Origin of the sequence: Streptomyces sp. NPDC004111 (assembly GCF_042874215.1) — a bacterium.
GTDB lineage: Bacteria > Actinomycetota > Actinomycetes > Streptomycetales > Streptomycetaceae > Streptomyces.
Genome location: NZ_JBIAMU010000008.1, coordinates 303612 through 324630, shown reverse-complemented (window position 1 = coordinate 324630; position 21019 = coordinate 303612). Strand labels below are relative to the sequence as shown.

Annotated in this window: 21 protein-coding genes; 10 read left to right on the top strand and 11 right to left on the bottom strand. The window is 71.9% G+C overall.

Annotated features, from left to right (window positions below; translation table 11 throughout):
- The first annotated feature begins 2 nt into the window (after positions 1 to 2).
- Positions 3 to 701 (top strand): recombination regulator RecX, encoded by a 699-nt coding sequence (recX, locus tag ACFYVL_RS18425; protein WP_389245892.1) that lies wholly within the window; start codon positions 3 to 5, stop codon positions 699 to 701.
- A 177-nt stretch (positions 702 to 878) separates the two neighbouring features.
- Here recX and ACFYVL_RS18420 read toward each other — a convergent pair whose 3' ends face one another.
- The 8 genes from ACFYVL_RS18420 to ACFYVL_RS18385 form a co-directional block, all read right to left on the bottom strand.
- On the bottom strand, positions 879 to 1271 hold the full coding sequence (locus ACFYVL_RS18420; protein ID WP_389245890.1) for a rhodanese-like domain-containing protein: 393 nt from the start codon (positions 1269 to 1271) through the stop codon (positions 879 to 881).
- Positions 1268 to 1807 (bottom strand): cysteine dioxygenase, encoded by a 540-nt coding sequence (locus ACFYVL_RS18415; protein ID WP_389245888.1) that lies wholly within the window; start codon positions 1805 to 1807, stop codon positions 1268 to 1270. Before ACFYVL_RS18415 ends, ACFYVL_RS18420 begins: the two co-directional genes overlap by 4 nt.
- 100 nt (positions 1808 to 1907) lie before the next feature.
- Complete coding sequence (locus ACFYVL_RS18410) at positions 1908 to 1979, bottom strand: putative leader peptide (protein ID WP_316247164.1); 72 nt, start codon at positions 1977 to 1979, stop codon at positions 1908 to 1910.
- 47 nt (positions 1980 to 2026) lie between these two features.
- Positions 2027 to 3667, bottom strand: coding sequence for an FAD-dependent monooxygenase (locus tag ACFYVL_RS18405; RefSeq protein ID WP_389245886.1), 1641 nt, complete (start codon positions 3665 to 3667; stop codon positions 2027 to 2029).
- Positions 3668 to 3898: 231 nt separating this feature from the next.
- Positions 3899 to 4756 (bottom strand): amino acid ABC transporter permease, encoded by an 858-nt coding sequence (locus ACFYVL_RS18400; RefSeq protein WP_389245884.1) that lies wholly within the window; start codon positions 4754 to 4756, stop codon positions 3899 to 3901.
- The gene (locus ACFYVL_RS18395; protein ID WP_389245882.1) at positions 4753 to 5400 is read right to left on the bottom strand and encodes an amino acid ABC transporter permease; all 648 of its coding nucleotides are present in this window, start codon (positions 5398 to 5400) and stop codon (positions 4753 to 4755) included. The genes ACFYVL_RS18400 and ACFYVL_RS18395 overlap by 4 nt, the downstream gene beginning before the upstream one ends.
- Positions 5401 to 5522: 122 nt before the next feature.
- On the bottom strand, positions 5523 to 6446 hold the full coding sequence (locus tag ACFYVL_RS18390) for a glutamate ABC transporter substrate-binding protein (RefSeq protein ID WP_389245880.1): 924 nt from the start codon (positions 6444 to 6446) through the stop codon (positions 5523 to 5525).
- Between the two features lie 79 nt (positions 6447 to 6525).
- Complete coding sequence (locus ACFYVL_RS18385; RefSeq protein ID WP_389245878.1) at positions 6526 to 7311, bottom strand: amino acid ABC transporter ATP-binding protein; 786 nt, start codon at positions 7309 to 7311, stop codon at positions 6526 to 6528.
- Between the two features lie 330 nt (positions 7312 to 7641).
- Here ACFYVL_RS18385 and ACFYVL_RS18380 point away from each other — a divergent pair, with 330 nt between their 5' ends.
- Both ACFYVL_RS18380 and ACFYVL_RS18375 read left to right on the top strand, forming a co-directional pair.
- Positions 7642 to 8388, top strand: a complete 747-nt coding sequence (locus ACFYVL_RS18380; RefSeq protein ID WP_389245876.1) for a response regulator transcription factor — start codon at positions 7642 to 7644, stop codon at positions 8386 to 8388.
- A gap of 6 nt (positions 8389 to 8394) precedes the next feature.
- Complete coding sequence (locus tag ACFYVL_RS18375) at positions 8395 to 9783, top strand: sensor histidine kinase (protein WP_389245874.1); 1389 nt, start codon at positions 8395 to 8397, stop codon at positions 9781 to 9783.
- Positions 9784 to 9820: 37 nt separating this feature from the next.
- Here the strand turns inward: ACFYVL_RS18375 and ACFYVL_RS18370 are convergent, their stop codons facing one another.
- On the bottom strand, positions 9821 to 10819 hold the full coding sequence (locus ACFYVL_RS18370) for a TAXI family TRAP transporter solute-binding subunit (RefSeq protein ID WP_389245872.1): 999 nt from the start codon (positions 10817 to 10819) through the stop codon (positions 9821 to 9823).
- A 92-nt stretch (positions 10820 to 10911) separates the two neighbouring features.
- On the opposite strand from ACFYVL_RS18370, the gene miaB reads away from it, so the two are divergent.
- The gene (gene miaB / locus ACFYVL_RS18365; RefSeq protein WP_389245870.1) at positions 10912 to 12396 is read left to right on the top strand and encodes a tRNA (N6-isopentenyl adenosine(37)-C2)-methylthiotransferase MiaB; all 1485 of its coding nucleotides are present in this window, start codon (positions 10912 to 10914) and stop codon (positions 12394 to 12396) included.
- A 186-nt stretch (positions 12397 to 12582) separates the two neighbouring features.
- Positions 12583 to 13332, top strand: a complete 750-nt coding sequence (locus ACFYVL_RS18360) for a hypothetical protein (RefSeq protein ID WP_389245868.1) — start codon at positions 12583 to 12585, stop codon at positions 13330 to 13332.
- Positions 13333 to 13519: 187 nt separating this feature from the next.
- On the opposite strand, the gene ACFYVL_RS18355 is transcribed toward ACFYVL_RS18360, so the two are convergent.
- A complete protein-coding gene (locus ACFYVL_RS18355) occupies positions 13520 to 13768 on the bottom strand; it encodes an antitoxin (protein WP_389245866.1) in 249 nt (82 codons plus the stop codon).
- Between the two features lie 53 nt (positions 13769 to 13821).
- Positions 13822 to 14148: a hypothetical protein gene (locus tag ACFYVL_RS18350; protein ID WP_389245864.1), complete on the bottom strand. Its 327-nt coding sequence runs from the start codon at positions 14146 to 14148 to the stop codon at positions 13822 to 13824.
- A gap of 183 nt (positions 14149 to 14331) precedes the next feature.
- On the opposite strand from ACFYVL_RS18350, the gene miaA reads away from it, so the two are divergent.
- The 5 genes from miaA to ACFYVL_RS18325 all read left to right on the top strand — a co-directional run bounded on the left by miaA (position 14332) and on the right by ACFYVL_RS18325 (position 20846).
- Positions 14332 to 15270: a tRNA (adenosine(37)-N6)-dimethylallyltransferase MiaA gene (gene miaA, locus ACFYVL_RS18345; RefSeq protein ID WP_389245862.1), complete on the top strand. Its 939-nt coding sequence runs from the start codon at positions 14332 to 14334 to the stop codon at positions 15268 to 15270.
- Between the two features lie 107 nt (positions 15271 to 15377).
- Positions 15378 to 15869 carry a hypothetical protein gene (locus ACFYVL_RS18340; protein WP_389245963.1) on the top strand — a complete coding sequence of 164 codons (492 nt, stop codon included), beginning with the start codon at positions 15378 to 15380 and terminating at the stop codon, positions 15867 to 15869.
- 43 nt (positions 15870 to 15912) lie between these two features.
- Positions 15913 to 16809: a diaminopimelate epimerase gene (dapF, locus tag ACFYVL_RS18335; RefSeq protein WP_389245859.1), complete on the top strand. Its 897-nt coding sequence runs from the start codon at positions 15913 to 15915 to the stop codon at positions 16807 to 16809.
- 162 nt (positions 16810 to 16971) lie between these two features.
- Positions 16972 to 19188, top strand: a complete 2217-nt coding sequence (locus tag ACFYVL_RS18330; RefSeq protein ID WP_389245858.1) for a RelA/SpoT family protein — start codon at positions 16972 to 16974, stop codon at positions 19186 to 19188.
- A 173-nt stretch (positions 19189 to 19361) separates the two neighbouring features.
- Positions 19362 to 20846, top strand: a complete 1485-nt coding sequence (locus ACFYVL_RS18325; RefSeq protein ID WP_389245857.1) for a M1 family metallopeptidase — start codon at positions 19362 to 19364, stop codon at positions 20844 to 20846.
- Positions 20847 to 21019: the final 173 nt, after the last annotated feature.

The following is a 21019-nucleotide window of genomic DNA, read 5'->3' as shown; positions in this document are numbered from 1 at the left end:
CCGTGACCCGGAGGACGAACTGGCCGGGCAGCACGGACGACGCGTACGACGGTGGAGCGGGGGAGGCCGACGGGCCGCCCCGGCTTCCCTGGTCCACCCGGGAGAGCGGGCAGCCCGGGGAGGCCGGGGCCACCGAGGAGGAGTCCGGGTCCCGGAGGTCCGGGAGGGGGCGCAGGGGCGGCGGCGCCCAGGAGCCCCCGCAGGACCCGGCGGAGCGGGCGCGGTCGATCTGTCTGCGCCTGCTCACCGGCACCCCGCGCACCCGCAAGCAACTCGCGGACGCCCTGCGCAAGCGGGAGATCCCCGAGGAGATCTCGGAGCAGGTGCTCTCGCGCTTCGAGGAAGTGGGGCTGATCAACGACGCGGCCTTCGCCGACGCCTGGGTCGAGTCCCGCCACCACAGCAAGGGGCTGGCCCGGCGTGCGCTGGTCCAGGAGCTGCGCACCAAGGGCGTCGACGCGGGACTGATCGACGAGGCCGTGGGACAGCTCGACTCCGAGCAGGAGGAGACGACCGCCCGGGAGCTGGTGGCCCGCAAACTGCGCTCCACACGGGGCCTGGAGCGGGACAAGCGGGTGCGGAGACTTGCGGGGATGCTGGCCCGCAAGGGCTATCCGGAAGGGGTTGCCCTCCGGGTGGTCAGGCGGGCCCTGGAGGAGGAGGGCGAGGACGCGGAGGACCTGGATTTCGGGACGCTCTGACGGCGAACCCCGCCGGGGCGCGGCGGCCCGCCGCACCGGCGCACGGGATTGCGGGGTCCGGCCCACCGGGGCCGCGACGGGGCCGACCGGCTCCGCCCCGGGACCTGCCCCGCCGCCCGAAGGGGGCGGGGCAGCGAACAGGGCGCGGCGGACCGGCAGGGCGCGGCGGACCGGTGACTACGGGGGTGTCACCGGAAGGCCCGCGGACCTCCAGGCCTGGAAACCGCCGACGAGGTCCGTGGCCCGGCGCAGACCCAGCTGGTGCAGCGAGGCCGCCGCGAGGCTCGACGCGTAGCCCTCGTTGCAGATCACCACGACGGGCAGGTCGTGGCCGGTCGCCTCGGGCACGCGGTGGCTGCCCCGCGGATCCAGGCGCCACTCCAGTTCGTTGCGCTCCACCACCAGGGCGCCCGGGATCAGGCCGTCCCGCTCGCGCAGGGCCGCGTACCGGATGTCCACCAGCAGCGCACCGGCCTTGGCCGCCTCGTACGCCGCGCGCGGACCGACCCGCTCCAGGCCCTCCCGTACCCGCTCCAACAACTCGTCGATTCCCACGGGTTCACCGCTCACTGCCACTCCTCAGGACGCTCCACCTGCTCCAGGCGCAGCACCGCGCCCGTACGGCTGTACCGCCGCATCAGCGGTAGCGGGGGAAAGTAGGCGTGCACCGAGATCGCGTGCGCGTCGGACGACTCGTTGAGGACCTGGTGCACATGGTGCTCTCCGAAGGCCCGCCCCCGGCCGGGCGTCAGCCGCCGTTCCCGGTCGACCCCGTCCGCCAGCTCCAGGGTCTTCCACCCCTCGGTGGGCAGCCGCACGGCCAGCGACTGCTCGGTCAGGCCGCCCGCCGCCGCCGCGAAAGCACCGTGCGAACCGCCGTGGTCGTGCCACCCGGTCCCGGTCCCCGGCGGCCAGCCGATCAGCCACGCCTCGCTCCCGCCGGGACCGTCGAGCCGTACCCAGGTACGCCCCTCCGGGTCGAGCGGGAGGGAGGCCACGAGCGCGGTGTCGGCGGCGGTCCGCCGGACGAAATCGAGGAGTTGGGCAGGGGTGGGCGCCGTCGCGGAGGCAGGCGCAGGGGTCCGTACGGGTACGGGAAGAGACACGGGAATACCGTCCTGGGAGGTTCGCGGACGCGCACGGGCGCCTCACCGGCTCCAGCAGGGAGCGGGAGGCGGCACACCGCGCGCGGGGAAAGGGGGCGAATCAGCAGGACGGGCGACAGACGCAGCCCGCATAGCGGACCAGGTCCATATGGACCCTCCGCCACAGGCACACCCGGGTGTCGCTCACGCTCCGGAGTACACCACGTGTGCCTGTGACGGTCAATTGATGTCCGCGGTCCGGTCGGTGTGCACCAGGGCGCCGGAAGCGTCGCCCGGCGCGTCCGCCTCCGCGGGCGCACCTCCGCGCGCCGCGTCCGCCGCCGCGTACAGTTCCTGCGGGCGCACCCCGTCGAAGGCGGCCACCAGATGTCCGTCCGGGCGCACCAGCAGCACGGTGTGCGCCGTCGCGCCCGGATAGCCCTCGGCGACCAGCAGTTCGGCCGGCACGGGAAGAGCGGTGACCGCCTCCACCAGCCGGGGCATCACCCCTGCCGTCATCCAGTGCCGCCGGTCCCACACCCCGGTGCCCGGCGCGACCAGCACCACCAGCAGATGCCCCTGGCCCAGCCGGTCCCACAGCGGCACGGCGGTGCCGTCCGGGGCGGTCACCCGCACGTCCTCGACGAGTGCGCCGGGCGCGGTGGCCACCTCCGTCCCCGCGTCCGGGTCGGCGGCGGGAGGGGCCGCGAGCGGGGAGTGCCGGTACTGGGGCAGGGCGCCCAGCGCACCGCCCCCCAGGTGTCCGTCCGCCAGCAGCCCGTCGTGCCCGCGGACGGCGCCCGGCAGCACCGCGCGCAGTCCGCCGCCGCCCCGCAGTATCGGCAGTACCTGGTCGGCGGCGCGCAGCCGTGCGGCCACCGCCGTGCGCCGCTCCGTCTCGTAGCTGTCGAGGAGGGCGGGGGCGGCGTCCTGGTGCAGGGTGTGGACCAGCTTCCAGGCCAGGTTCTCCACGTCCCGCAGCCCCTCGTCGACCCCCTGGGTGCCGAGCGCGCCGAGCAGGTGTGCCGCGTCCCCGGCGAGGAAGGAACGCCCCTCGCGCCAGCGCTGGGCGAGACGGTGGTGCAGCGTGTACACACCGGTGTCGATCAGGTCGTACGCGGGTGTCTCCCCGCACCACCCGGCCAGGGTGTCGCGGATGCGGGTGATGAGGGCGTCGGGGGTGACCAGGTCCCCGCGCGGCGGCAGCAGCCAGTCCAGCCGCCACATGTCGTCGGGCAGGGGACGGGCCGTCACCTCGGGGCCCGCGCCGCGCCAGGGCGGCTGGCGGTGCAGCAACGCGGTCCGCGGCCAGGGGAGTTCGGTGCGCAGGGCGGCGACGGCGTGGCGCTCGACCGCGGTGCGGCCGGCGAAGCGGATGCCGAGGAGCTTGCGGACGGTGGAGCGGGCGCCGTCGCAGCCGACCAGATAGCTGCCGCGCCAGTACAGATAGCCCGGCTCACGGGTGTGGACGGTGACGCCCCGGCCGTCCTGCTCGATGGTGTCCACGCGCGCGTTCGTCGCCAGCTCGATCAGCGGGTGGGCGGTGGCGGCGGCGTACAGGCCGCGGGTGAGGGCGTGCTGCGGGAGGTGGAGCGGGGCGGGGAACTCGCTGTCGTCACCGAGCGTGAGTTCGGTGACGACCTGCTTGCGCCGCATCGACCGCCAGCCGGACCAGAGCGCCCCCTCGTCCCCGAGGGTCGTGCAGCCGAGCCGCTCGGCCAGTGCCGCCGTGTCCGGCCGCAGCACCACGGTCCTCGCCGTGCGCGGCTCCTGTGTGCCGTCGCCCTCGTCGAGGACGACGGAGGGTACCTGCTGGGTGGCGAGGGCCAGGGCGAGCGCGAGCCCGACCGGGCCGGCGCCCACGACGATCACCGGGTCCACGGCGCGCGACCTCCGCCCCGTACGGACAAGTGGGAAGCCGCGCAGGCGGCAGTGGACACAGGGTGCTCGATCACAGAACGTATGCAACCCACTGCCGGTGCTTGCGTCAAGTGACGGAGGCAGCGGCGCGGGGCCGCTGCCTCATTAATCGTCAGTTTGCCGCGCGCGGGGGCGCATTGGAGTCTCCCGGCGCGGGCGGCCGGGAGACTCCGCCGGGTGTCCCGCCGGGTGTCAGAGGGACGCGCCCGCGTCGGCGGGCGGGGCCGCCTCGGCCGGTGCGATACCGGTCTTGGCCCGGCGGCCGCGCTTCTCGATCCAGGTGGCGAGCGCGGACAGCAGCAGACACAGAACGATGTACAGCGTGCCGATCACGACGATCGTCGAGACGTACGGGTACATGCCGTTGACCATGGTGTTGCTCGCGATGAGGCGGGCGGTGTTCAGCAGCTCCGGGTAGAGGATCATGAAGCCGAGCGAGGTGTCCTTGAGGGTCACCACCAGCTGGCTGATGATCGTCGGGAGCATGGCGCGGACCGCCTGCGGGATCAGCACGCTGACCATGACCTGGGTCTTGCTCATGCCGAGCGCGTAGGCCGCCTCGCTCTGGCCGCGCGGCACCGCGTTGATGCCGGCGCGCAGCACCTCCGCCTGCACACAGCCGTTGTAGACCGACAGACCGATGGCCAGTGCCCACAGCGACGCGTCGGAGAGGAAGCCGGCCCACACCGCGTAGATGGTGATCAGCAGCGGGATCGAGCGGAAGAGCTCGATGAACCCGGTGGCCAGCCAGCTGATCGGCTTGTGGTCGGAGAGCCGGGCGACGGCCAGCAGCACTCCGAGCACCAGGGAGCCGACCGCGGCGAGGCCGAAGGCCTTGAGGGTGGCGAGCAGGCTCTCGGCGATGTTCTGCCGGATGCCCGCGTAGTTGAAGATGTCCCACATCTCCGGGGCCAGGTGGCCCTTGTTGCCCAGGCGGACGACGGCGACGACGATCAGCGCCAGGATGGCGGCCGAGCCGATGACCGTGTAGATCCGGTTGCGGACCTTGGCCTTGGGACCGGGGGCGTCGTAGAGAACGCTGGCACTCATCGTGCGACCTCCATACGGCGCTCGAAGAGACGGAACAGGCCGCTGATGGCGAAGGTGACGATCAGGTACCCGAGGGCGACGAAGACGAAGATCGGCAGGATGGCGTAGCCCTGCTCACTGAGCAGCTTCTGCACTCCGAAGAGTTCGGCGACGCCGAAGGCGCCCGCGATGGCCGAGTTCTTCGTCAGCGCGATGAAGATGCTGCTCAGCGGGGGCAGCACCGTCCTGGTGGCCTGCGGCAGGATGATCATGCGCAGCGTCTGGCCGAAGGTCATGCCCAGCGAACGGGCGGCCTCCGCCTGTCCGAGCGGCACCGTGTTGATGCCGGAGCGGACCGCCTCGCAGACGAATGCCGAGGTGTAGAAGCCCAGCGCGATGGCGCCGAGGAAGAAGGGGCTCATCCCGGGGAAGAAGATCTCCGGCACCACGAAGGTGGAGACGAGGAAGAGCAGGGTGAGCGGGGTGTTGCGCAGGATCGTCACCCAGACGGTTCCGAAGATGCGCAGCGGCGGCACGGGCGAGACCCGGCATCCGGCTATGAGCAGTCCCAGGACCATCGCGATCACGCCGCTGACCGCGGTGATGAACACGGTGCCCAGGAAGCCTTCGCGGAATTCCGGCAGATGGTCGGTCAGTACGTTCATGAGGTCTCCGCGTCGGCGGGCGGCGGCTTGGGGTCAAAAGGGCAGGAGGAGCGGCGCCCCGTACGGGCCCAACAGGCGTACGGGGCGCACGAGTCGGCCCGGGTGGCGGCCGACGGCTCCGGTCAGTAGTTCTCGACGGCCGGCGGCTCGGCGTACGTGGAGCCCGAGAGGCCCAGCGTCGAGTCGTAGATCTTCTTGTAGGTGCCGTCCTTGACGTGCTTCGTGATCGAGTCGTTGATCGCGGTGCGCAGCGCCTTGTCGTCCTTGCTCACGCCGATGCCGTACAGCTCGGTGGTGAACGGCTTGCCGACGACCTTGAGGTTGGTCGGGTTCTGCGCGGCGTAGCCCTTGAGGATCGAGTCGTCGGTGGTGACCGCGTCGACCTGCTTGGACAGGAGCTGCTGGACGCAGTCCGAGTACTTGCCGAGCTCGACGACCTCGGCCCCGTACTCGGGCTTCTTGATCTCCTGCAGCGGGGTCGAGCCCTTGATGGAGCAGACCTTCTTGCCCTTGACGGCTTCCTTGCCGGTGATGCTGTTCTCGTCCTTGCGGACCAGGAGGTCGGCGCCGGCCTTGTAGTACGGACCCGCGAAGCCGACCTGCTTCTTGCGCTTGTCGTTGATCGAGTACGTACCGACGTAGTAGTCGACCTGGCCCTGCGCGATGGTCGTCTCGCGGAGGTCGGAGTTGACCGTCTTCCACTCGATCTGCTCGGGCGAGAAGCCGAGGTCGGCGGCGATCATCGTGGCGATCTCGATGTCGAAGCCGGAGCGCTTCTTGGTCGCCTGGTCCTCGAAGCCGAGGTACGGCTGGTCGGCCTTGGCGCCGATGACCAGCTTGCCGCGGGTCTTGGCGGCCTTGAAGGCCGGCGAACCGTCGACCTTCGCGTCCTTGGCGACGGTGTACTTGGGGGCCGCGGGCGCGTCCTTGCCGCCGGGGGCCTTCCCGGCGTCACCGGCCGAGCCCTCCTTGCCGCCGCAGGCGGTGGCGGTCAGCGCGAGTGCGGCAGCCATGGCCGCGACGGCGGCTGTCTTGCGGAGCTTCATGGTGAACATCCCTTACGTCGGTAGGTCGTTGGCCGGGACTGCCGGCGAACAGTGAATCGGCGCGGGCGCCGGAGGACCGTCAGTGGTGCAGGATCTTCGACAGGAAGTCCTTGGCCCGGTCGCTACGAGGGTTGCTGAAGAACTGGTCCGGCGTGGCTTCTTCGACGATCTTCCCGTCCGCCATGAAGACGACCCGGTTCGCCGCCGAGCGCGCGAAGCCCATTTCGTGAGTGACGACCACCATGGTCATTCCGTCGCGGGCCAGCTGCTGCATGACCTCCAGAACCTCGTTGATCATCTCCGGGTCGAGCGCCGACGTGGGCTCGTCGAAGAGCATGACCTTCGGCTCCATGGCCAACGCCCGTGCGATGGCGACGCGTTGCTGCTGACCGCCGGAGAGCTGCGCCGGGTACTTGTCCGCCTGCGCGCCCACGCCCACCCGGTCGAGCAGGGTGCGGGCCTTCTCCTCCGCGGCCTTCTTGTCCGTTCCGCGAACCTTGATCTGGCCCAGCGTGACGTTCTCCAGGATCGTCTTGTGGGCGAAGAGGTTGAACGACTGGAACACCATGCCCACGTCGGAGCGCAGTCGCGCCAGCTCCTTGCCCTCCTGGGGCAGCGGCTTTCCGTCGATGCGGATGGCGCCCGAGTCGATCGTCTCCAGGCGGTTGATCGTGCGGCACAGCGTGGACTTCCCGGACCCGGAGGGTCCGATGACGACGACGACCTCGCCACGGGCGATGGTCAGGTCGATGTCCTGGAGCACATGCAGCGCGCCGAAGTGCTTGTTGACGTTGCTCAGGACCACCAGGTCCGTCGACGCGGGGACCGCGTCCTCGGCGCCCTTGGTCACTGAAACTCCGCTCATCGGCTTTTGCTCCGTCCTCCTCGGTTGGGAGGACCCTAGTCACCCAGTGCGACCAGCGTCATTACATCTGAGCGGAAATTGAGCATAACGATCCGGCCGCAACCGGACACTCTGCGTGAACGGGGCGCAGGGTGGGGATACCGGCTCCATAACGGAACAACCCCGTGATGAGAAGGGTCTTGACGGGGGCTGTCCGAATCGGCGTGGATGCCCTGTGGGTAAGAAGTGGGTAAGGATCGCCACGTGTCCTGTGGCGGCCGGCGACCCGCGCCCGTCACAGGTGGGCGGGAGCCCGCACACGTCAAGAGAGCGGACCGGAGGGGGTGCCACGTGAGACTGCTGCTCGTCGAGGACGACAACCACGTCGCCGCCGCCCTGTCCGCCGTGCTCACCCGGCACGGCTTCCAGGTCGTGCACGCCCGTAACGGCGAAGAGGCCCTCCAGGCGTTCCTGCCCGACGAGCGCGCCCCGGACGGCCAGGAGCCCTTCGGTGTGGTCCTGCTCGACCTGGGCCTGCCCGACCAGGACGGGTACGAGGTCTGCGGCAAGATCCGCAAGCGCACCAGCACCCCGGTGATCATGGTGACCGCGCGGGCCGACGTCCGCTCCCGCATCCACGGCCTCAACCTGGGCGCCGACGACTACGTCACCAAGCCGTACGACACCGGGGAACTCCTCGCCCGCATCCACGCGGTGAGCCGGCGCACCACCACCGGGGAGACGCCCGCCGTCCCCGCCGACACCACGGTCGACCTCGGACCGGTGCACATCGAGCTGCCCACCCGCCGCGTCAGCGTCGGCGGTACGGACGTCCAGCTGACCCGCAAGGAGTTCGACCTGCTCGCCCTCCTCGCCCAGCGGCCCGGGGTCGTCTTCCGGCGCGAGCAGATCATCAGCGAGGTCTGGCGCACCAGTTGGGAGGGGACCGGGCGCACGCTGGAGGTCCATGTGGCCTCACTGCGCTCCAAGCTGCGGATGCCCGCGCTGATCGAGACCGTCCGCGGGGTCGGCTACCGGCTGGTCGCCCCGAACACCACGGGCACCCCCGGCGCGTCCGGCGTACCCCGGGCCACGTAACACCTCGTGCGCACCCGCCTCCTTCCGCTCCTCATCATCCTGCTCGCGGGCATGCTGATCGCCTTCGGCTTCCCGCTGGCGGTACGGGAGGCGGCGGCCCAGCAGCAGCAGGTGGTGGTCGACCGGATCGACGACACCGCACGCTTCGCCGCCCTCGCCCAGTTCGTCACCGAACGCACCACCAGCAACGAACGCCGCGACACCCTGGAGACCGAACTCGCCCGCTACCACGCGGTGTACGGGATCCGGGTGGGCGTCTTCTACCGGGACGGCGGCGTCATGGCGGCGGCACCCGTCGACTGGACCGTGCAGGCCGCCGGCGATCTGGGCAAGGACGCGTTCCAGGAGGCCCTGGCCGGCCGCCGCAGCCACGACCCGCCGCAGGTCTGGCCCTGGCAGGAGCACACCCTCGTGGTGGCCTCGCCGGTGGTGCGGGACGGGGACGTGGTCGCGGTGGTGGTCACCGACTCGCCCACCGGACAGCTGAGCTCCCGCATCCTGCACGACTGGCTGCTGATCGCGGCGGGCGAGTTCGCCGCCCTGTTCGTGGCCATCGGCGCGGCCTTCCGGCTGACCGGCTGGGTGCTGAGGCCGGTACGCGTCCTGGACGCGGCGACCCACGACATAGCGACCGGCCGGATGAAGTCGCGGGTGGCCCCCTCGGGCGGCCCGCCCGAGCTGCGACGGCTGGCCCGGTCCTTCAACGAGATGGCGGACAACGTCGAGGACGTCCTCGAACAGCAGCGCGCCTTCGTCGCCGACGCCTCCCACCAGTTGCGCAACCCGCTGTCCGCCCTGCTGCTGCGCATCGAACTGCTCGCCCTGGAGCTTCCCGAGGGCAACGAGGAGATCGGCTCGGTCCGCACCGAGGGCAAGCGCCTCGCCCGGGTCCTCGACGACCTCCTCGACCTCGCCCAGGCCGAACACGCCCCGGCCGACCTGCGGTTGATCGACCTCGGCGAACTGGCCACCGAGCGGGTCGCCGCCTGGTCCCCGCTCGCCGAGGACAAGGGGGTGCGCCTGCTGCGCGGCGGCCCCGAGGCGGTCACCGCGTGGGCCGACCCCGTCACCCTCTCCAGCGCGCTGGACGCGGTGATCGACAACGCCCTGAAGTTCACGCCCACCGACGAGGAGGTCACGGTCGAGGTCGCCTCCGACGGCGGGGTCTGCACGGTGGTCGTGGCCGACGGCGGCCCCGGCCTCACCGAGGACGAACTCACCCGCGTCGGCGACCGGTTCTGGCGCAGCAACCACCACCAGAACATCAAGGGCTCCGGACTCGGCCTGTCCATCTCCCGTGCCCTGCTCCTGGCGAGCCGCGGCACCATCGACTACGAGGCCAACGAACCGCACGGACTGCGCGTGACGGTCACCGTCCCGCGCACCGAACCGTGATCCCGTCCGGTTCCGGTTCCGGTGCTGACTCCCGCCGCTACGGCTTCGCCGACCGGTAGTAGAGGGCCGCGCCCTCGTGCAGGGGGAGCGGATCGGTGTAGATCGCGGTCCGCAGGTCCACCAGCTGTGCCGCGTGCACCTGCCGTCCGATCCGGTCCCGGCTGGCGATCACCGTCTCGGTGAAGCGCTTCGTCAGCTCGGGGTCCGTGCGGTCCGTGGTGACCAGCAGATTGGCCACCGCGACCGTCGGTACGGCCGCGTGGTTGCTCACCTTGGCGTAGGCGTCCGCCGGCATCACGGCCGACCGGTAGTAACGGGTGATGTCACCTGGCTTCTGCAGGGCCTCCACCAGCTCCGGGCCGAGCGGAACCAGCCGTACCGGCATCCGCTCGGACAGGTCGCGCACCGCGCTGGTGGGCAGTCCGCCCGACCAGAAGAAGGCGTCGATGGTGCGTGCCTCCAGCCGCCCCGGCATCGTGTCGATCCCTATCGAGACGGGCTTCACGTCCCGCTCGGGGTCGAGCCCGGCCGCCGTCAGCAGCCGGTTCGACACCAGCCGCACCCCCGACCCCTCCTGCCCGACCGCCACCTGCCGGCCCCGCAGATCCGCCACCGAGCGGATCTCGGAGTCCTTCGGCACGACCAGCTGCACGTAGTCGTCGTACAGCCGCGCGCAGCCGCGCAGCCGGTCCGCCCCCTTGCGCCCGCTGCGCTGGTACTTCGCCACCGCGTCGGCCGTCGCGATCGTGAAGTCGGCATCCCCGGACGCCACCCTGGCGAGATTCTCCTGGGACCCCTGACTGGTTTGCAGCCGCACCGCCAGCTCCGGCATGTCCCGCCGCAGCGCCTCCTCCAGCAGCACCCCGTACCGCTGGTAGACCCCGGTGCGGACGCCCGTGCTGAAGGTGATCTCCCCCTTCGGGGCGGGGGCGCCGGTCGGCAGCAGCCACCACAGCAGCAGCCCGCACACGGCGAGCACGGCCACCGCGCCCTGGAGGGCACGACGGCGTCCGATACGGGCGAGCACGGGGAACATGCGGCGATCCTGCCAGCTCACCGCCCCCGCGGACCAGAGGGGAGACCGCCCGGCGCCCCGAGCGCGGCGGGCCCCGTACCCTGGTGGGCGAGATGAGCGAGAAGACATACGAGGTGCGCACTTACGGGTGCCAGATGAACGTCCACGACTCCGAGCGCCTGTCGGGCCTTCTGGAGGGCGCGGGATATGTCCGCGCGCCCGAAGGGGCCGACGGCGACGCCGACGTCGTCGTCTTCAACACGTGCGCGGTCCGCGAGAACGCCGACAACAAGCTGTACGGCAATCTCGGACGGCTCGCGCCGATGAAGACCAAGCGGCCCGGCATGCAGATCGCCGTCGGCGGCTGCCTGGCCCAGAAGGACCGCGACACCATCACCAAGCGCGCCCCCTGGGTCGACGTGGTCTTCGGCACCCACAACATCGGCAAGCTGCCGGTGCTGCTGGAGCGCGCCCGCATCCAGGAAGAGGCGCAGGTCGAGATCGCGGAGTCGCTGGAGGCGTTCCCCTCGACGCTGCCCACGCGCCGCGAGAGCGCCTACGCGGCCTGGGTCTCCATCTCCGTCGGCTGCAACAACACCTGCACCTTCTGCATCGTGCCCGCGCTGCGCGGCAAGGAGAAGGACCGAAGGACCGGCGACATCCTCGCGGAGATCGAGGCCCTGGTCGCCGAGGGCGTCTCCGAGATCACCCTCCTCGGCCAGAACGTCAACGCCTACGGCTCCGACATCGGTGACCGCGAGGCCTTCAGCAAGCTGCTGCGCGCCTGCGGGAAGATCGAGGGCCTGGAGCGCGTCCGCTTCACCTCGCCGCACCCCCGCGACTTCACCGACGACGTGATCGCCGCCATGGCCGAGACGCCGAACGTGATGCCGCAGCTGCACATGCCGCTCCAGTCCGGCTCGGACACCGTCCTGAAGGCGATGCGCCGCTCCTACCGGCAGGAGCGCTTCCTCGGCATCATCGAGAAGGTGCGCGCCGCGATGCCGGACGCCGCCATCTCGACCGACATCATCGTGGGCTTCCCCGGCGAGACCGAGGAGGACTTCGCGCAGACGATGCACACGGTCCGCGAGGCCCGCTTCGCCAACGCCTTCACCTTCCAGTACTCCATCCGCCCCGGCACCCCCGCGGCCACCATGGACGACCAGATCCCCAAGGAGGTCGTCCAGGAGCGCTACATGCGTCTGGTCGCCCTCCAGGAGGAGATCTCGTGGGAGGAGAACAAGAAGCAGGTCGGCCGCACTCTGGAGGTCATGGTCGCGGAGGGCGAGGGCCGCAAGGACGGCGCCACCCTGCGCCTCTCCGGCCGCGCCCCGGACAACCGGCTGGTGCACTTCACCAAGCCCGCGCAGGACGTGCGCCCCGGTGACGTGGTGACGGTCGAGATCACCTACGCCGCCCCGCACCACCTGCTCGCCGAGGGGGAGACCACGGCCGTGCGCCGCACCCGCGCCGGTGACGCCTGGGAGAAGCGCAACGCGGAGCCCCAGCAGGGCCCCGGCGTCATGCTGGGCCTGCCGAAGATCGGCGTACCGGAGCCGCTGCCGGCCGCTACGGGCGGCTGCAGCATCAACTGACCGGAGGGCCGGGGCCCGTTCGGCGGAGAGGGGGCCCGCGGTCCGCTGCGGGCCGCCGCCGGACGGAGCGGCGGTGTGCGGCGCGCGCCCCGGGCGCGTGCGCTCGGTGCGGACCCATGGCGCGTGTGCGCGGTGCGGGCCCCGGGCGTGATCTTGCGTTCCCGGCTCCGCGTTAGGCTGCCGGACATGCTCGTAGCCGCCGCCGTATGCCCCTGCCCGCCGCTGCTCGTCCCCCAGGTCGCCGCGGGTGCCGCGGCCGAACTCGACGCCGCCAGGGACGCCTGCGCCGACGCGCTGGGCGTCCTGGCCGCCGCCCGGCCCGATCTGCTGGTCGTGCTCGGCCCCGCAGGACCGGAGGGCGAGGGTCCGTACCCGCAGGGCGCCCGGGGGAGCTTCGCGGGCTTCGGGGTGGACCTGGAGGTCTCGCTGGGCGCCGCCCCCGCCGGGGACGCCGCAGGAGGAGGTGGTACGGCCGCCGGGGATGCGCCGGAGCGTGTGCTGCCGCCCTCCCTCGCGGTGGCCTCCTGGCTCCTGGACCGTACGGGCTGGGCGTACGCCCCCGTGGCGGGACTGGGCGTCGGGGAGGAGTCGGCCGCCGCGCGCTGTGCCGAGGAGGGGCGGCGGCTCGCGGGGCGGGCCGACCGGGTGGCCCTGCTGGTGATGGGCGACGGCAGCGCCTGCCGCACCCTGAAGGCGCCCGGGTACCTGGACGAGCGCGCCGAGGGCTTCGACGCCGACGCCGCGCGGGCACTGGGCGCCGCCGACACCGCCGCCCTGCTCGCGACGGACGAGGAGCTGGCCCGTGCCCTCAAGGTGTCGGGGCGTGCCCCCTGGCAGGTGCTCGCGGGCGCCGCGGACGGGGCGGGCCTGGGCGGTCAGCTGCTGTACGAGGACGCTCCGTACGGCGTGGGGTACTTCGTCGCGGCCTGGTCCTAGAGCCTCGGCCATCCGGAAATCCCCGCGGTTGCCGAACCACCGGAATCCCTTTCCCGGCCCGCCGTTCCCCCGTCGCTTTCGACTGCCTTGTTGAATTTCCAAGGTGCCTGTTCTGATACGGGAACGGCCGCGGAACCGAAAAGGTTCCACGGCCGTTCCCGTTGTTCTTCACTCGTACCCGGCGGCCTCAGGAGGCCGGCGGCGGAGTCGGCGGAGTGCCGCCGTCGTCCTTCGTGGAGAGGCGGTCCAGGGCGTCCTTCGCCTTGCCCGTTCCCGACTGGATCTGGTTGCTGTACTTGCCCTTGGTCTTGGAGTCGACGGCCTGGGCGGCCTTGTCGAGGCCCTGCTCGATCTTGCCCCCGTGCTGTTGCGCGAGGTCCGCGGCCTTTTCCTTCGCAGGGGCCAGTTTGGCCTTCAAATTGTCCAGGAAACCCATGGGTCACCTTCCCTCGTGAGGAGCGTTCGGTTCCGGCCGGTGGCCGGAACTCTCTATTTGTGGGCGGTTTCGCCTACCTGATTGTCCGCTGCCACGTCGGCGGACTGCTGCTTGGGGATCTCCAGCGCGTCCGTGGCGGCCGGCTCGGCGTCCTTCTGCTCCTCCGTCGTGGCCGCCGGGACGTCCGCGGCGGACTCGGCCGCAGCCGCGTCGGACGTGGCCTCCTCGGCGGTCACCGACCCGCTGCCGGCGGTCTCCGGCTCCTCGGCAACGGCAACCTCCTCCACGGCTTCGGCCGCCGGAGCATCGGTCTGCTCCTTCTCGGCCGACACCTCGGCGGCGTCCTTGGACTTCCGGCGAAACAGTGCAAAAACGCCCATATCTACTCCATACGGTACTCGTGTGGGCGAAATTCCGCGTCGTCCGGTGCGTCCCATTGCGCCGCCCGGAGACAACCGGCCCGTGAACCGGCGTGCGGAACCTCGCAACAGGCAACGACCCCGCCCGTACGCCGTCACGTCGCTCGTTCGGGGACATGTCCCGGGGTTTGCGAGACTGGGGCAGTGAGAACTGCAGCTCCCGCACCGCGGGTCATCGCCGTCGTCGGTCCCACCGCGGCCGGAAAGTCCGATCTGGGCGTCGCCCTGGCCCAGCACTTCGGCGGCGAGGTTGTCAACGCCGACTCCATGCAGCTCTACCGGGGGATGGACATCGGGACCGCCAAACTGACGACCGAGGAACGCGGAGGCGTCCCGCACCACCTCCTCGACATCTGGGACGTCACCGTCACGGCCAACGTCGCCGAGTACCAGCGCCTCGCCCGCAAGGAGATCGACCGGCTGCTCGCCGAGGGCCGCACCCCCGTCCTCGTCGGCGGCTCCGGCCTCTACGTCAAGGGCGCCATCGACGCCATGGAGTTCCCCGGTACCGACCCCGAGGTGCGCGCCCGGCTGGAGGCCGAGCTCGCCGAGCGGGGCCCCGGCGCGCTCCACCAGAGGCTGGCCGGGGCCGACCCCGCCGCGGGCAGCGCGATCCTCCCCAGCAACGGCCGCCGCATCGTCCGCGCCCTCGAAGTGATCGAGATCACCGGACGTCCTTTCACCGCCAGCCTGCCCGGCCACGAGTCGGTCTACGACACCGTGCAGATCGGCGTCGACGTGGCCCGCCCTGAGCTCGACGAACGCATCTCCGCGCGCGTGGACCGCATGTGGGACGCGGGGCTGGTGGAGGAGGTCCGCACGCTGGAGGAGCAGGGGCTGCGCGAGGGCCTCACCGCCTCCAGGGCCCTGGGATACCAGCAGGTACTGGCCGCGCTCGCCGGTGACTGCACCGACGACCAGGCGCGCGCCGAGACCGTGCGCGCCACCAAGAGGTTCGCCCGCCGCCAGGACTCCTGGTTCCGCCGCGACCCCCGCGTCCACTGGCTGAGCGGCGCCGCCGAGCACCGTGCGGAACTCCCGCACCAGGCGCTGGCGTTGCTCGAACGGGCGGTCACAGCCTGATCACGTGATGGCATCGGGACGCTCAGGCCGTCATTCGGGCGTCCGCGCGCGTGCCATCATCGAGCTTCGATCGACTGTTGGAGTCCGAGTGGGGAGGGCGCGTGGCGATGGAGGCCGGCCCTCGCGACACAGCACAGGAAGAACCGGAGCGGTTGAGTCCTGACGGGCCCGGAGAGCAGCCCATGAGACCGGGGGACATCCCTCCGGGAGAGATTCCCGACGGCCCCGAGTCCGAGGTCCCCGGACTTCCCGACGCCGAGGCCGAGGTCGAGGTCGAGCTGCGTCCGCAGCGCAGGCTGCGGATCTGGCAGCTGGCGCCGATCGTGTCCCTGGCCGCCGTCGGCTCGCTGATGTTCGCCTTCCCGCTGGCCTTCGAGATCGGCGACGGGGGCGCGGTCGTGGCCATGCTCGGTCTGCTGATCAGCGGCTGCGCCGCAGGCTGGGGAATGATGGCGGCCCGCCGCGTCGGCTACACCTGGCCCGGCCTGCCCGCCCGGGGCTCCGGCGGGCGCGCCGACTGGCGGGTGGCCGTCCTGTACGCGGCCGTGTGCGTGACGCTCGTCGCCCTGGCCGTCTGGCGCGTCGCCCGGCTCCGCTGACGCCGGGGACCGGCTGTCGGACCCGCCCTTTACGATGGATCGCGTGACCACCGCACCCGCCGCCCCCGCACCGATCGCCTTCCTCAAGGGCCACGGCACCGAGAACGACTTCGTGATCGTTCCCGACCCGGAGAACGCCCTTGAGCTGCCCGCCTCCGTCGTCGCCCGGCTCTGCGACCGCCGGGCCGGAATCGGCGGCGACGGGCTGCTGCACGTCGTGCGGTCCGCCGCGCACCCCGACGCGCACGCGATGGCGGACCGGACCGAGTGGTTCATGGACTACCGCAACGCGGACGGATCCGTCGCCGAGATGTGCGGCAACGGCGTACGCGTCTTCGCCCGCTACCTCCAGCACGCGGGGCTGACCGACGGCGGCGACCTCGACATCGCCACCCGGGGCGGCGTCAAGCGCGTCCACCTCGACAAGGACGGCGGCATCACCGTCTCCATGGGCCGCGCCGTGCTGCCCGGGGGCGAGGTCACCGTCTCCGTCGGCGAGCGCTCCTGGCCCGCCCGCAACGTCAACATGGGCAACCCGCACGCCGTCGCCTTCGTCGAGGACCTGGCGCACGCCGGGAACCTCTACACCGCGCCGCCGTTCAGCCCCGCCACCGCCTACCCGGACGGGGTGAACGTCGAGTTCGTCGTCGACCGGGGCCCGGGGCACGTCGCCATGCGCGTGCACGAGCGCGGCGCCGCCGAGACCCGCTCCTGCGGCACCGGCGCGTGCGCGGTGGCCGTGGCCGCGGCCCGCCGCGACGGGCAGGACCCGGGCGTCACCGGCACCCCGGTCACGTACACCGTGGACGTCCTCGGCGGACGTCTGGTGATCACCGAGCTGCCCGACGGCTCGATCGAGATGACCGGGCCCGCGGTGATCGTCGCCGAGGGACGGATCGACCCGTCGTGGCTGGAATCCCTCGAAAGCGGCGGCGCATAGCGCTTCGCTCGAATGGGTGATCCGCTTCACGCCTGGCGGGACCCGGTCAGTACCGCACGGTGGGCTCGATAGCATCAAGCACCGGCCCGGACGGGACACTCCCGACGAAGGCAGGGGGAGCCACCACCCGCCCACCGCCGGTCGAGGCTGCCGGAGGTGCCCATGAGTGCAGAGGCCACCAATCCCAACGGTGTGTCCCCGGAGGTCCGCCCGCCCGCCCAGCCGGCGGCACTCCAGCGGACCGCGCAGAGCCGCAGGCGCGGTCGTCCCAGGATCGACCTGCGCAGGCTCGGCCGGGCCGCCCTGCTCGGCTCCGCCGCCCGCGGCCGGACCCCCGACGCGATCGCCCACGTGGCCGAGGCCCATCGCGCCCACCATCCGGACGCCGACCTCACGATCCTCAGCAGGGCGTACGTACTGGCCGAGTCGTCGCACCGCGGTCAGATGCGCAAGAGCGGCGAGCCGTACATCACCCACCCGCTGGCCGTCACGCTGATCCTCGCCGAGCTGGGCGCCGAGACCACCACCCTGACCGCGTCCCTGCTCCACGACACCGTCGAGGACACCGACGTGACCCTCGATCAGGTGCGGGAGCAGTTCGGCGACGAGGTGTGCTTCCTCGTCGACGGCGTCACCAAGCTGGAGAAGGTCGACTACGGGGCCGCCGCCGAGCCCGAGACCTTCCGCAAGATGCTCGTCGCCACCGGCAACGACGTACGCGTCATGTCGATCAAGCTCGCCGACCGGCTGCACAACATGCGCACCCTCGGCGTGATGCGCCCCGAGAAACAGGTCCGCATCGCCAAGGTCACCCACGACGTCCTCATCCCGCTCGCCGAACGGCTCGGCGTGCAGGCGCTCAAGACCGAGCTGGAGGACCTGGTCTTCGCGATCCTCCAGCCCGAGGCGAACGCGGCCACGCGCGCGCTGATCGAGGCGAACGCCGCCCACGGCGACCCGCTCGCCCCGATCGCCGACAGCGTCCGCGGCGTCCTCAAGGAGGCAGGCATCACCGCCGAGGTGGTCGTCCGGCCCCGGCACTCCGTCTCCGTGCACCGCGTGTCCGACAAGCGGGGCGAACTGCGCGGCACCGACTTCGGGAGGCTGCTCGTCCTGGTGGGGGAGGACGCCGACTGCTACGCGGTCCTCGGTGAACTGCACACCTGCTTCACCCCGGTGATCTCCGAGTTCAAGGACTTCATCGCCTCGCCCAAGTTCAACCTGTACCAGTCGCTGCACACCGCGGTGGCGGGCGGCGACGGTGCGGTCGCCGAGATCCTCATCCGCACCCACCAGATGCACAAGGTCGCCGAGGCGGGCGTCGTCGCGCTCGGCAACCCGTACGCCCAGCCCGACACCGCGGAGGCCGCCCAGGACGGCGAACGGGTCGACCCCACCCGGCCCGGCTGGCTCTCCCGGCTGCTGGAGTGGCAGGAGGCCACCCCCGACCCGGACGCCTTCTGGAGCTCGCTGCGGGCGGACCTCGCCCAGGACCGGGAGATCACCGTCTTCCGCTCCGACGGCGGCACCCTCGGCCTGCCCGCGGGCGCCAGCTGCGTCGACGCCGCGTACGCGCAGTACGGCGAGGCGGCCCACGCCTGCATCGGCGCGCGCGTCAACGGGCGTCTGGCGACGCTCAGTACGGTGCTGCGCGACGGCGACAGCGTGCAACTGCTGCTGGCCCAGGACGCGGCCTCCGGGCCCTCCCCGGACTGGCTCGACCACGCCCGCACCCCGGCCGCCCGCATCGCCATCGCCGGCTGGCTCGCCGACGCGGACACCACGCACGACGCGGCCCCGCCGAAGGCCGACAGCGCCGACTCCGGGCCCTCCGGGGACACGACGCCCCCGGAGTCCGGCCCGGTGCTCCCCGGCGCCCAGACGGCCCCTGAGGGCCCCGCACGGCAGCCCGCGGCGGCCGTCGCAGCCGTGGAGAACGCGGTGACCGACCTGCCGGACGCCAGCGTGCGGATGGCCGGGTGCTGTACACCCGTACCGCCCGACCGGGTGCTGGGCTTCGCCGTGCGCGGCGGGGTCGTCACCGTCCACCGCGAGGGGTGCGCCGCGGTGGCCCGGATGCGGGCGCTCGGGCGCGAGCCCGTCGGAGTGCGCTGGCAGGACACGGCGGACTGCCGGGTCACCCTGATCGCCGAATCGTTTGGCCGCCCGCATCTGCTCGCCGACCTCACCGAAGCCATCGCCACCGCCGGCGCCGAGGTGGTGTCGGCGACCGTCGAGCCGCCGTCGGAGCAGCGGGTGCGGCACACCTACACCCTCCAACTCCCCGACGCCACGGGCCTGCCCGCGCTGATGCGCGCGATGCGCGAAGTGGCCGGGGTGTACGACGTCAGCCGTACGCAGAACACGGCGACCGCCTGACCAGGCCGCACGCCGGGTGTCCGGCCCCGCGACCGGCGCCCCGCCCTCCCGCCCGGCGGCACGCGCGCGTGGCCATGCCCTGCGGTGGTCAAACAGATCCCGGCGCCGCTCGTTCGGGTGGTGCCCGCGCGCCCGTCCCCCGGTGCGGCCGTGCACGCTGGTAGCGGTGGTCCATGCAGCTCACCCCACCGCGCCTGCGTGCCGCACTGCTGGCCGCCGCCTCCGTCGCCCTCCTCGGAGCCGGCCTGCCCGCCCCCGGCCCCCTCGGCATCGGCGACCCGCTCTTCCCGAACCTGGGCAACCCCGGGTACGACGTCCTCTCGTACGACATCGACCTGACCTACGGCGGCGACAACAGCAAGCCGCTGGCCGCCGTCACCACGATCCGGGCGCGTGCGACGCAGCGGCTGGAGCACCTCAACCTCGACTTCGCGCACGGCACCGTCCAGTCCGTCGACGTGAACGGCACACGCGCCGGGTTCACCACCACCGGCGAGGACCTGGTGATCACCCCCGCGAAGGCCGTCCGTGAGGGCCGCCGCACGGTCATCACCGTCAAGCACACCAGCAACCCCGCCGCGAACAGCGCCGACGGCGGCTGGGTGCGCACCGCCGACGGGCTCGCCATGGCCAACCAGGCGGACGCCGCGCACCGCGTCTTCCCCTGCAACGACCACCCCTCCGACAAGGCGTACTTCACCTTCCGGGTGACCGCCCCCAAGGGCAGGACGGTCGTCGCCAACGGACTGCCCGCCGCAGCGCCGCGCACGCTGAAGGGCCTCAAGGGAGCCAAGGACGGGGTGTCCTGGACCTACCGCACCCGCCACCCCATGGCCACCGAACTCGCCCAGGTGTCCATCGGCGACTCCGCGGTACTGCACCGGACCGGCCCGCACGGACTGCCCGTGCGCGACGTGGTGCCCGCCGCCGACACCGAACTGCTGGAACCCTGGCTGAGGAAGACCCCGGAACACCTCCGCTGGATGGAGGAGCGGGTCGGTCGCTACCCGTTCGAGACCTACGGCGTGCTCGTCGCGCAGGCCACCACCGGGTTCGAGCTGGAGACCCAGACCCTGTCGCTCTTCGAGCGCGGACTGTTCACCGGCACCGGCTTCCCCGAGTGGTACGTCGACTCGATCATGGTCCACGAGCTGGCCCACCACTGGTTCGGCAACAGCGTCTCGCCCCGCTCCTGGTCCGACCTGTGGCTCAACGAAGGACACGCCACCTGGTACGAGGCGCTCTACGCGGACAAGCACCGCCCGCTGGAGGCGCGGATGAAGGCGGCGTACGGACAGTCCGACGGATGGCGGCGCGCGGGCGGCCCGCCGGCCGCGCCCAGGCCCTCCGAACCCGGCCAGAAGATCAGCATCTTCCGCCCCGTGGTGTACGACGGCAGCGCACTGGTGCTCTACGCCCTGCGCCAGGAGGTCGGCGAGGCCGCGTTCGCGACGATCGAGCGACGCTGGGTGAGCGGGCACCGCGACTCGGTGGCCACCACCAAGGACTTCGTGACCTTGGCCTCCGAGGTCGCGGGACGCGACCTCGCCCCGTTCTTCGAGCAGTGGCTCTACGGCGAGCGGACGCCGCCGATGCCGGGGCACCCGGACTGGCGCAGCGCGACGGCGGACGGCCCCGGCAGGCCTGCGAACCACTGAGTCGGCGCGTCGCGGACACCGGGCCGAAGGCCGATAAACCCGTGTGACGACAGGGCTGTGCCGTGCGACCATCAACGGGTCGACGGCGCTGCCGGACGGGAATCATTTACCGGGAACCTTCGGGAATCATCCGGGACCGTTACGCGTTGTGACTGTCGACGGAGGCTTTTTCC

What these genes read in the sequence shown, in the direction of transcription:
- ACFYVL_RS18400 (WP_389245884.1), bottom strand. Translation starts at nt 4,756, where the DNA reads ATGAGTGCCAGCGTTCTCTACGACGCCCCCGGTCCCAAGGCCAAGGTC.
- ACFYVL_RS18395 (WP_389245882.1), bottom strand. Translation starts at nt 5,400, where the DNA reads ATGAACGTACTGACCGACCATCTGCCGGAATTCCGCGAAGGCTTCCTG.
- ACFYVL_RS18390 (WP_389245880.1), bottom strand. Translation starts at nt 6,446, where the DNA reads ATGAAGCTCCGCAAGACAGCCGCCGTCGCGGCCATGGCTGCCGCACTC.
- ACFYVL_RS18385 (WP_389245878.1), bottom strand. Translation starts at nt 7,311, where the DNA reads ATGAGCGGAGTTTCAGTGACCAAGGGCGCCGAGGACGCGGTCCCCGCG.
- ACFYVL_RS18370 (WP_389245872.1), bottom strand. Translation starts at nt 10,819, where the DNA reads ATGTTCCCCGTGCTCGCCCGTATCGGACGCCGTCGTGCCCTCCAGGGC.
- miaB (WP_389245870.1), top strand. Translation starts at nt 10,912, where the DNA reads ATGAGCGAGAAGACATACGAGGTGCGCACTTACGGGTGCCAGATGAAC.
- ACFYVL_RS18360 (WP_389245868.1), top strand. Translation starts at nt 12,583, where the DNA reads ATGCTCGTAGCCGCCGCCGTATGCCCCTGCCCGCCGCTGCTCGTCCCC.
- ACFYVL_RS18355 (WP_389245866.1), bottom strand. Translation starts at nt 13,768, where the DNA reads ATGGGTTTCCTGGACAATTTGAAGGCCAAACTGGCCCCTGCGAAGGAA.
- ACFYVL_RS18350 (WP_389245864.1), bottom strand. Translation starts at nt 14,148, where the DNA reads ATGGGCGTTTTTGCACTGTTTCGCCGGAAGTCCAAGGACGCCGCCGAG.
- ACFYVL_RS18340 (WP_389245963.1), top strand. Translation starts at nt 15,378, where the DNA reads ATGGAGGCCGGCCCTCGCGACACAGCACAGGAAGAACCGGAGCGGTTG.
- ACFYVL_RS18330 (WP_389245858.1), top strand. Translation starts at nt 16,972, where the DNA reads ATGAGTGCAGAGGCCACCAATCCCAACGGTGTGTCCCCGGAGGTCCGC.
- ACFYVL_RS18325 (WP_389245857.1), top strand. Translation starts at nt 19,362, where the DNA reads ATGCAGCTCACCCCACCGCGCCTGCGTGCCGCACTGCTGGCCGCCGCC.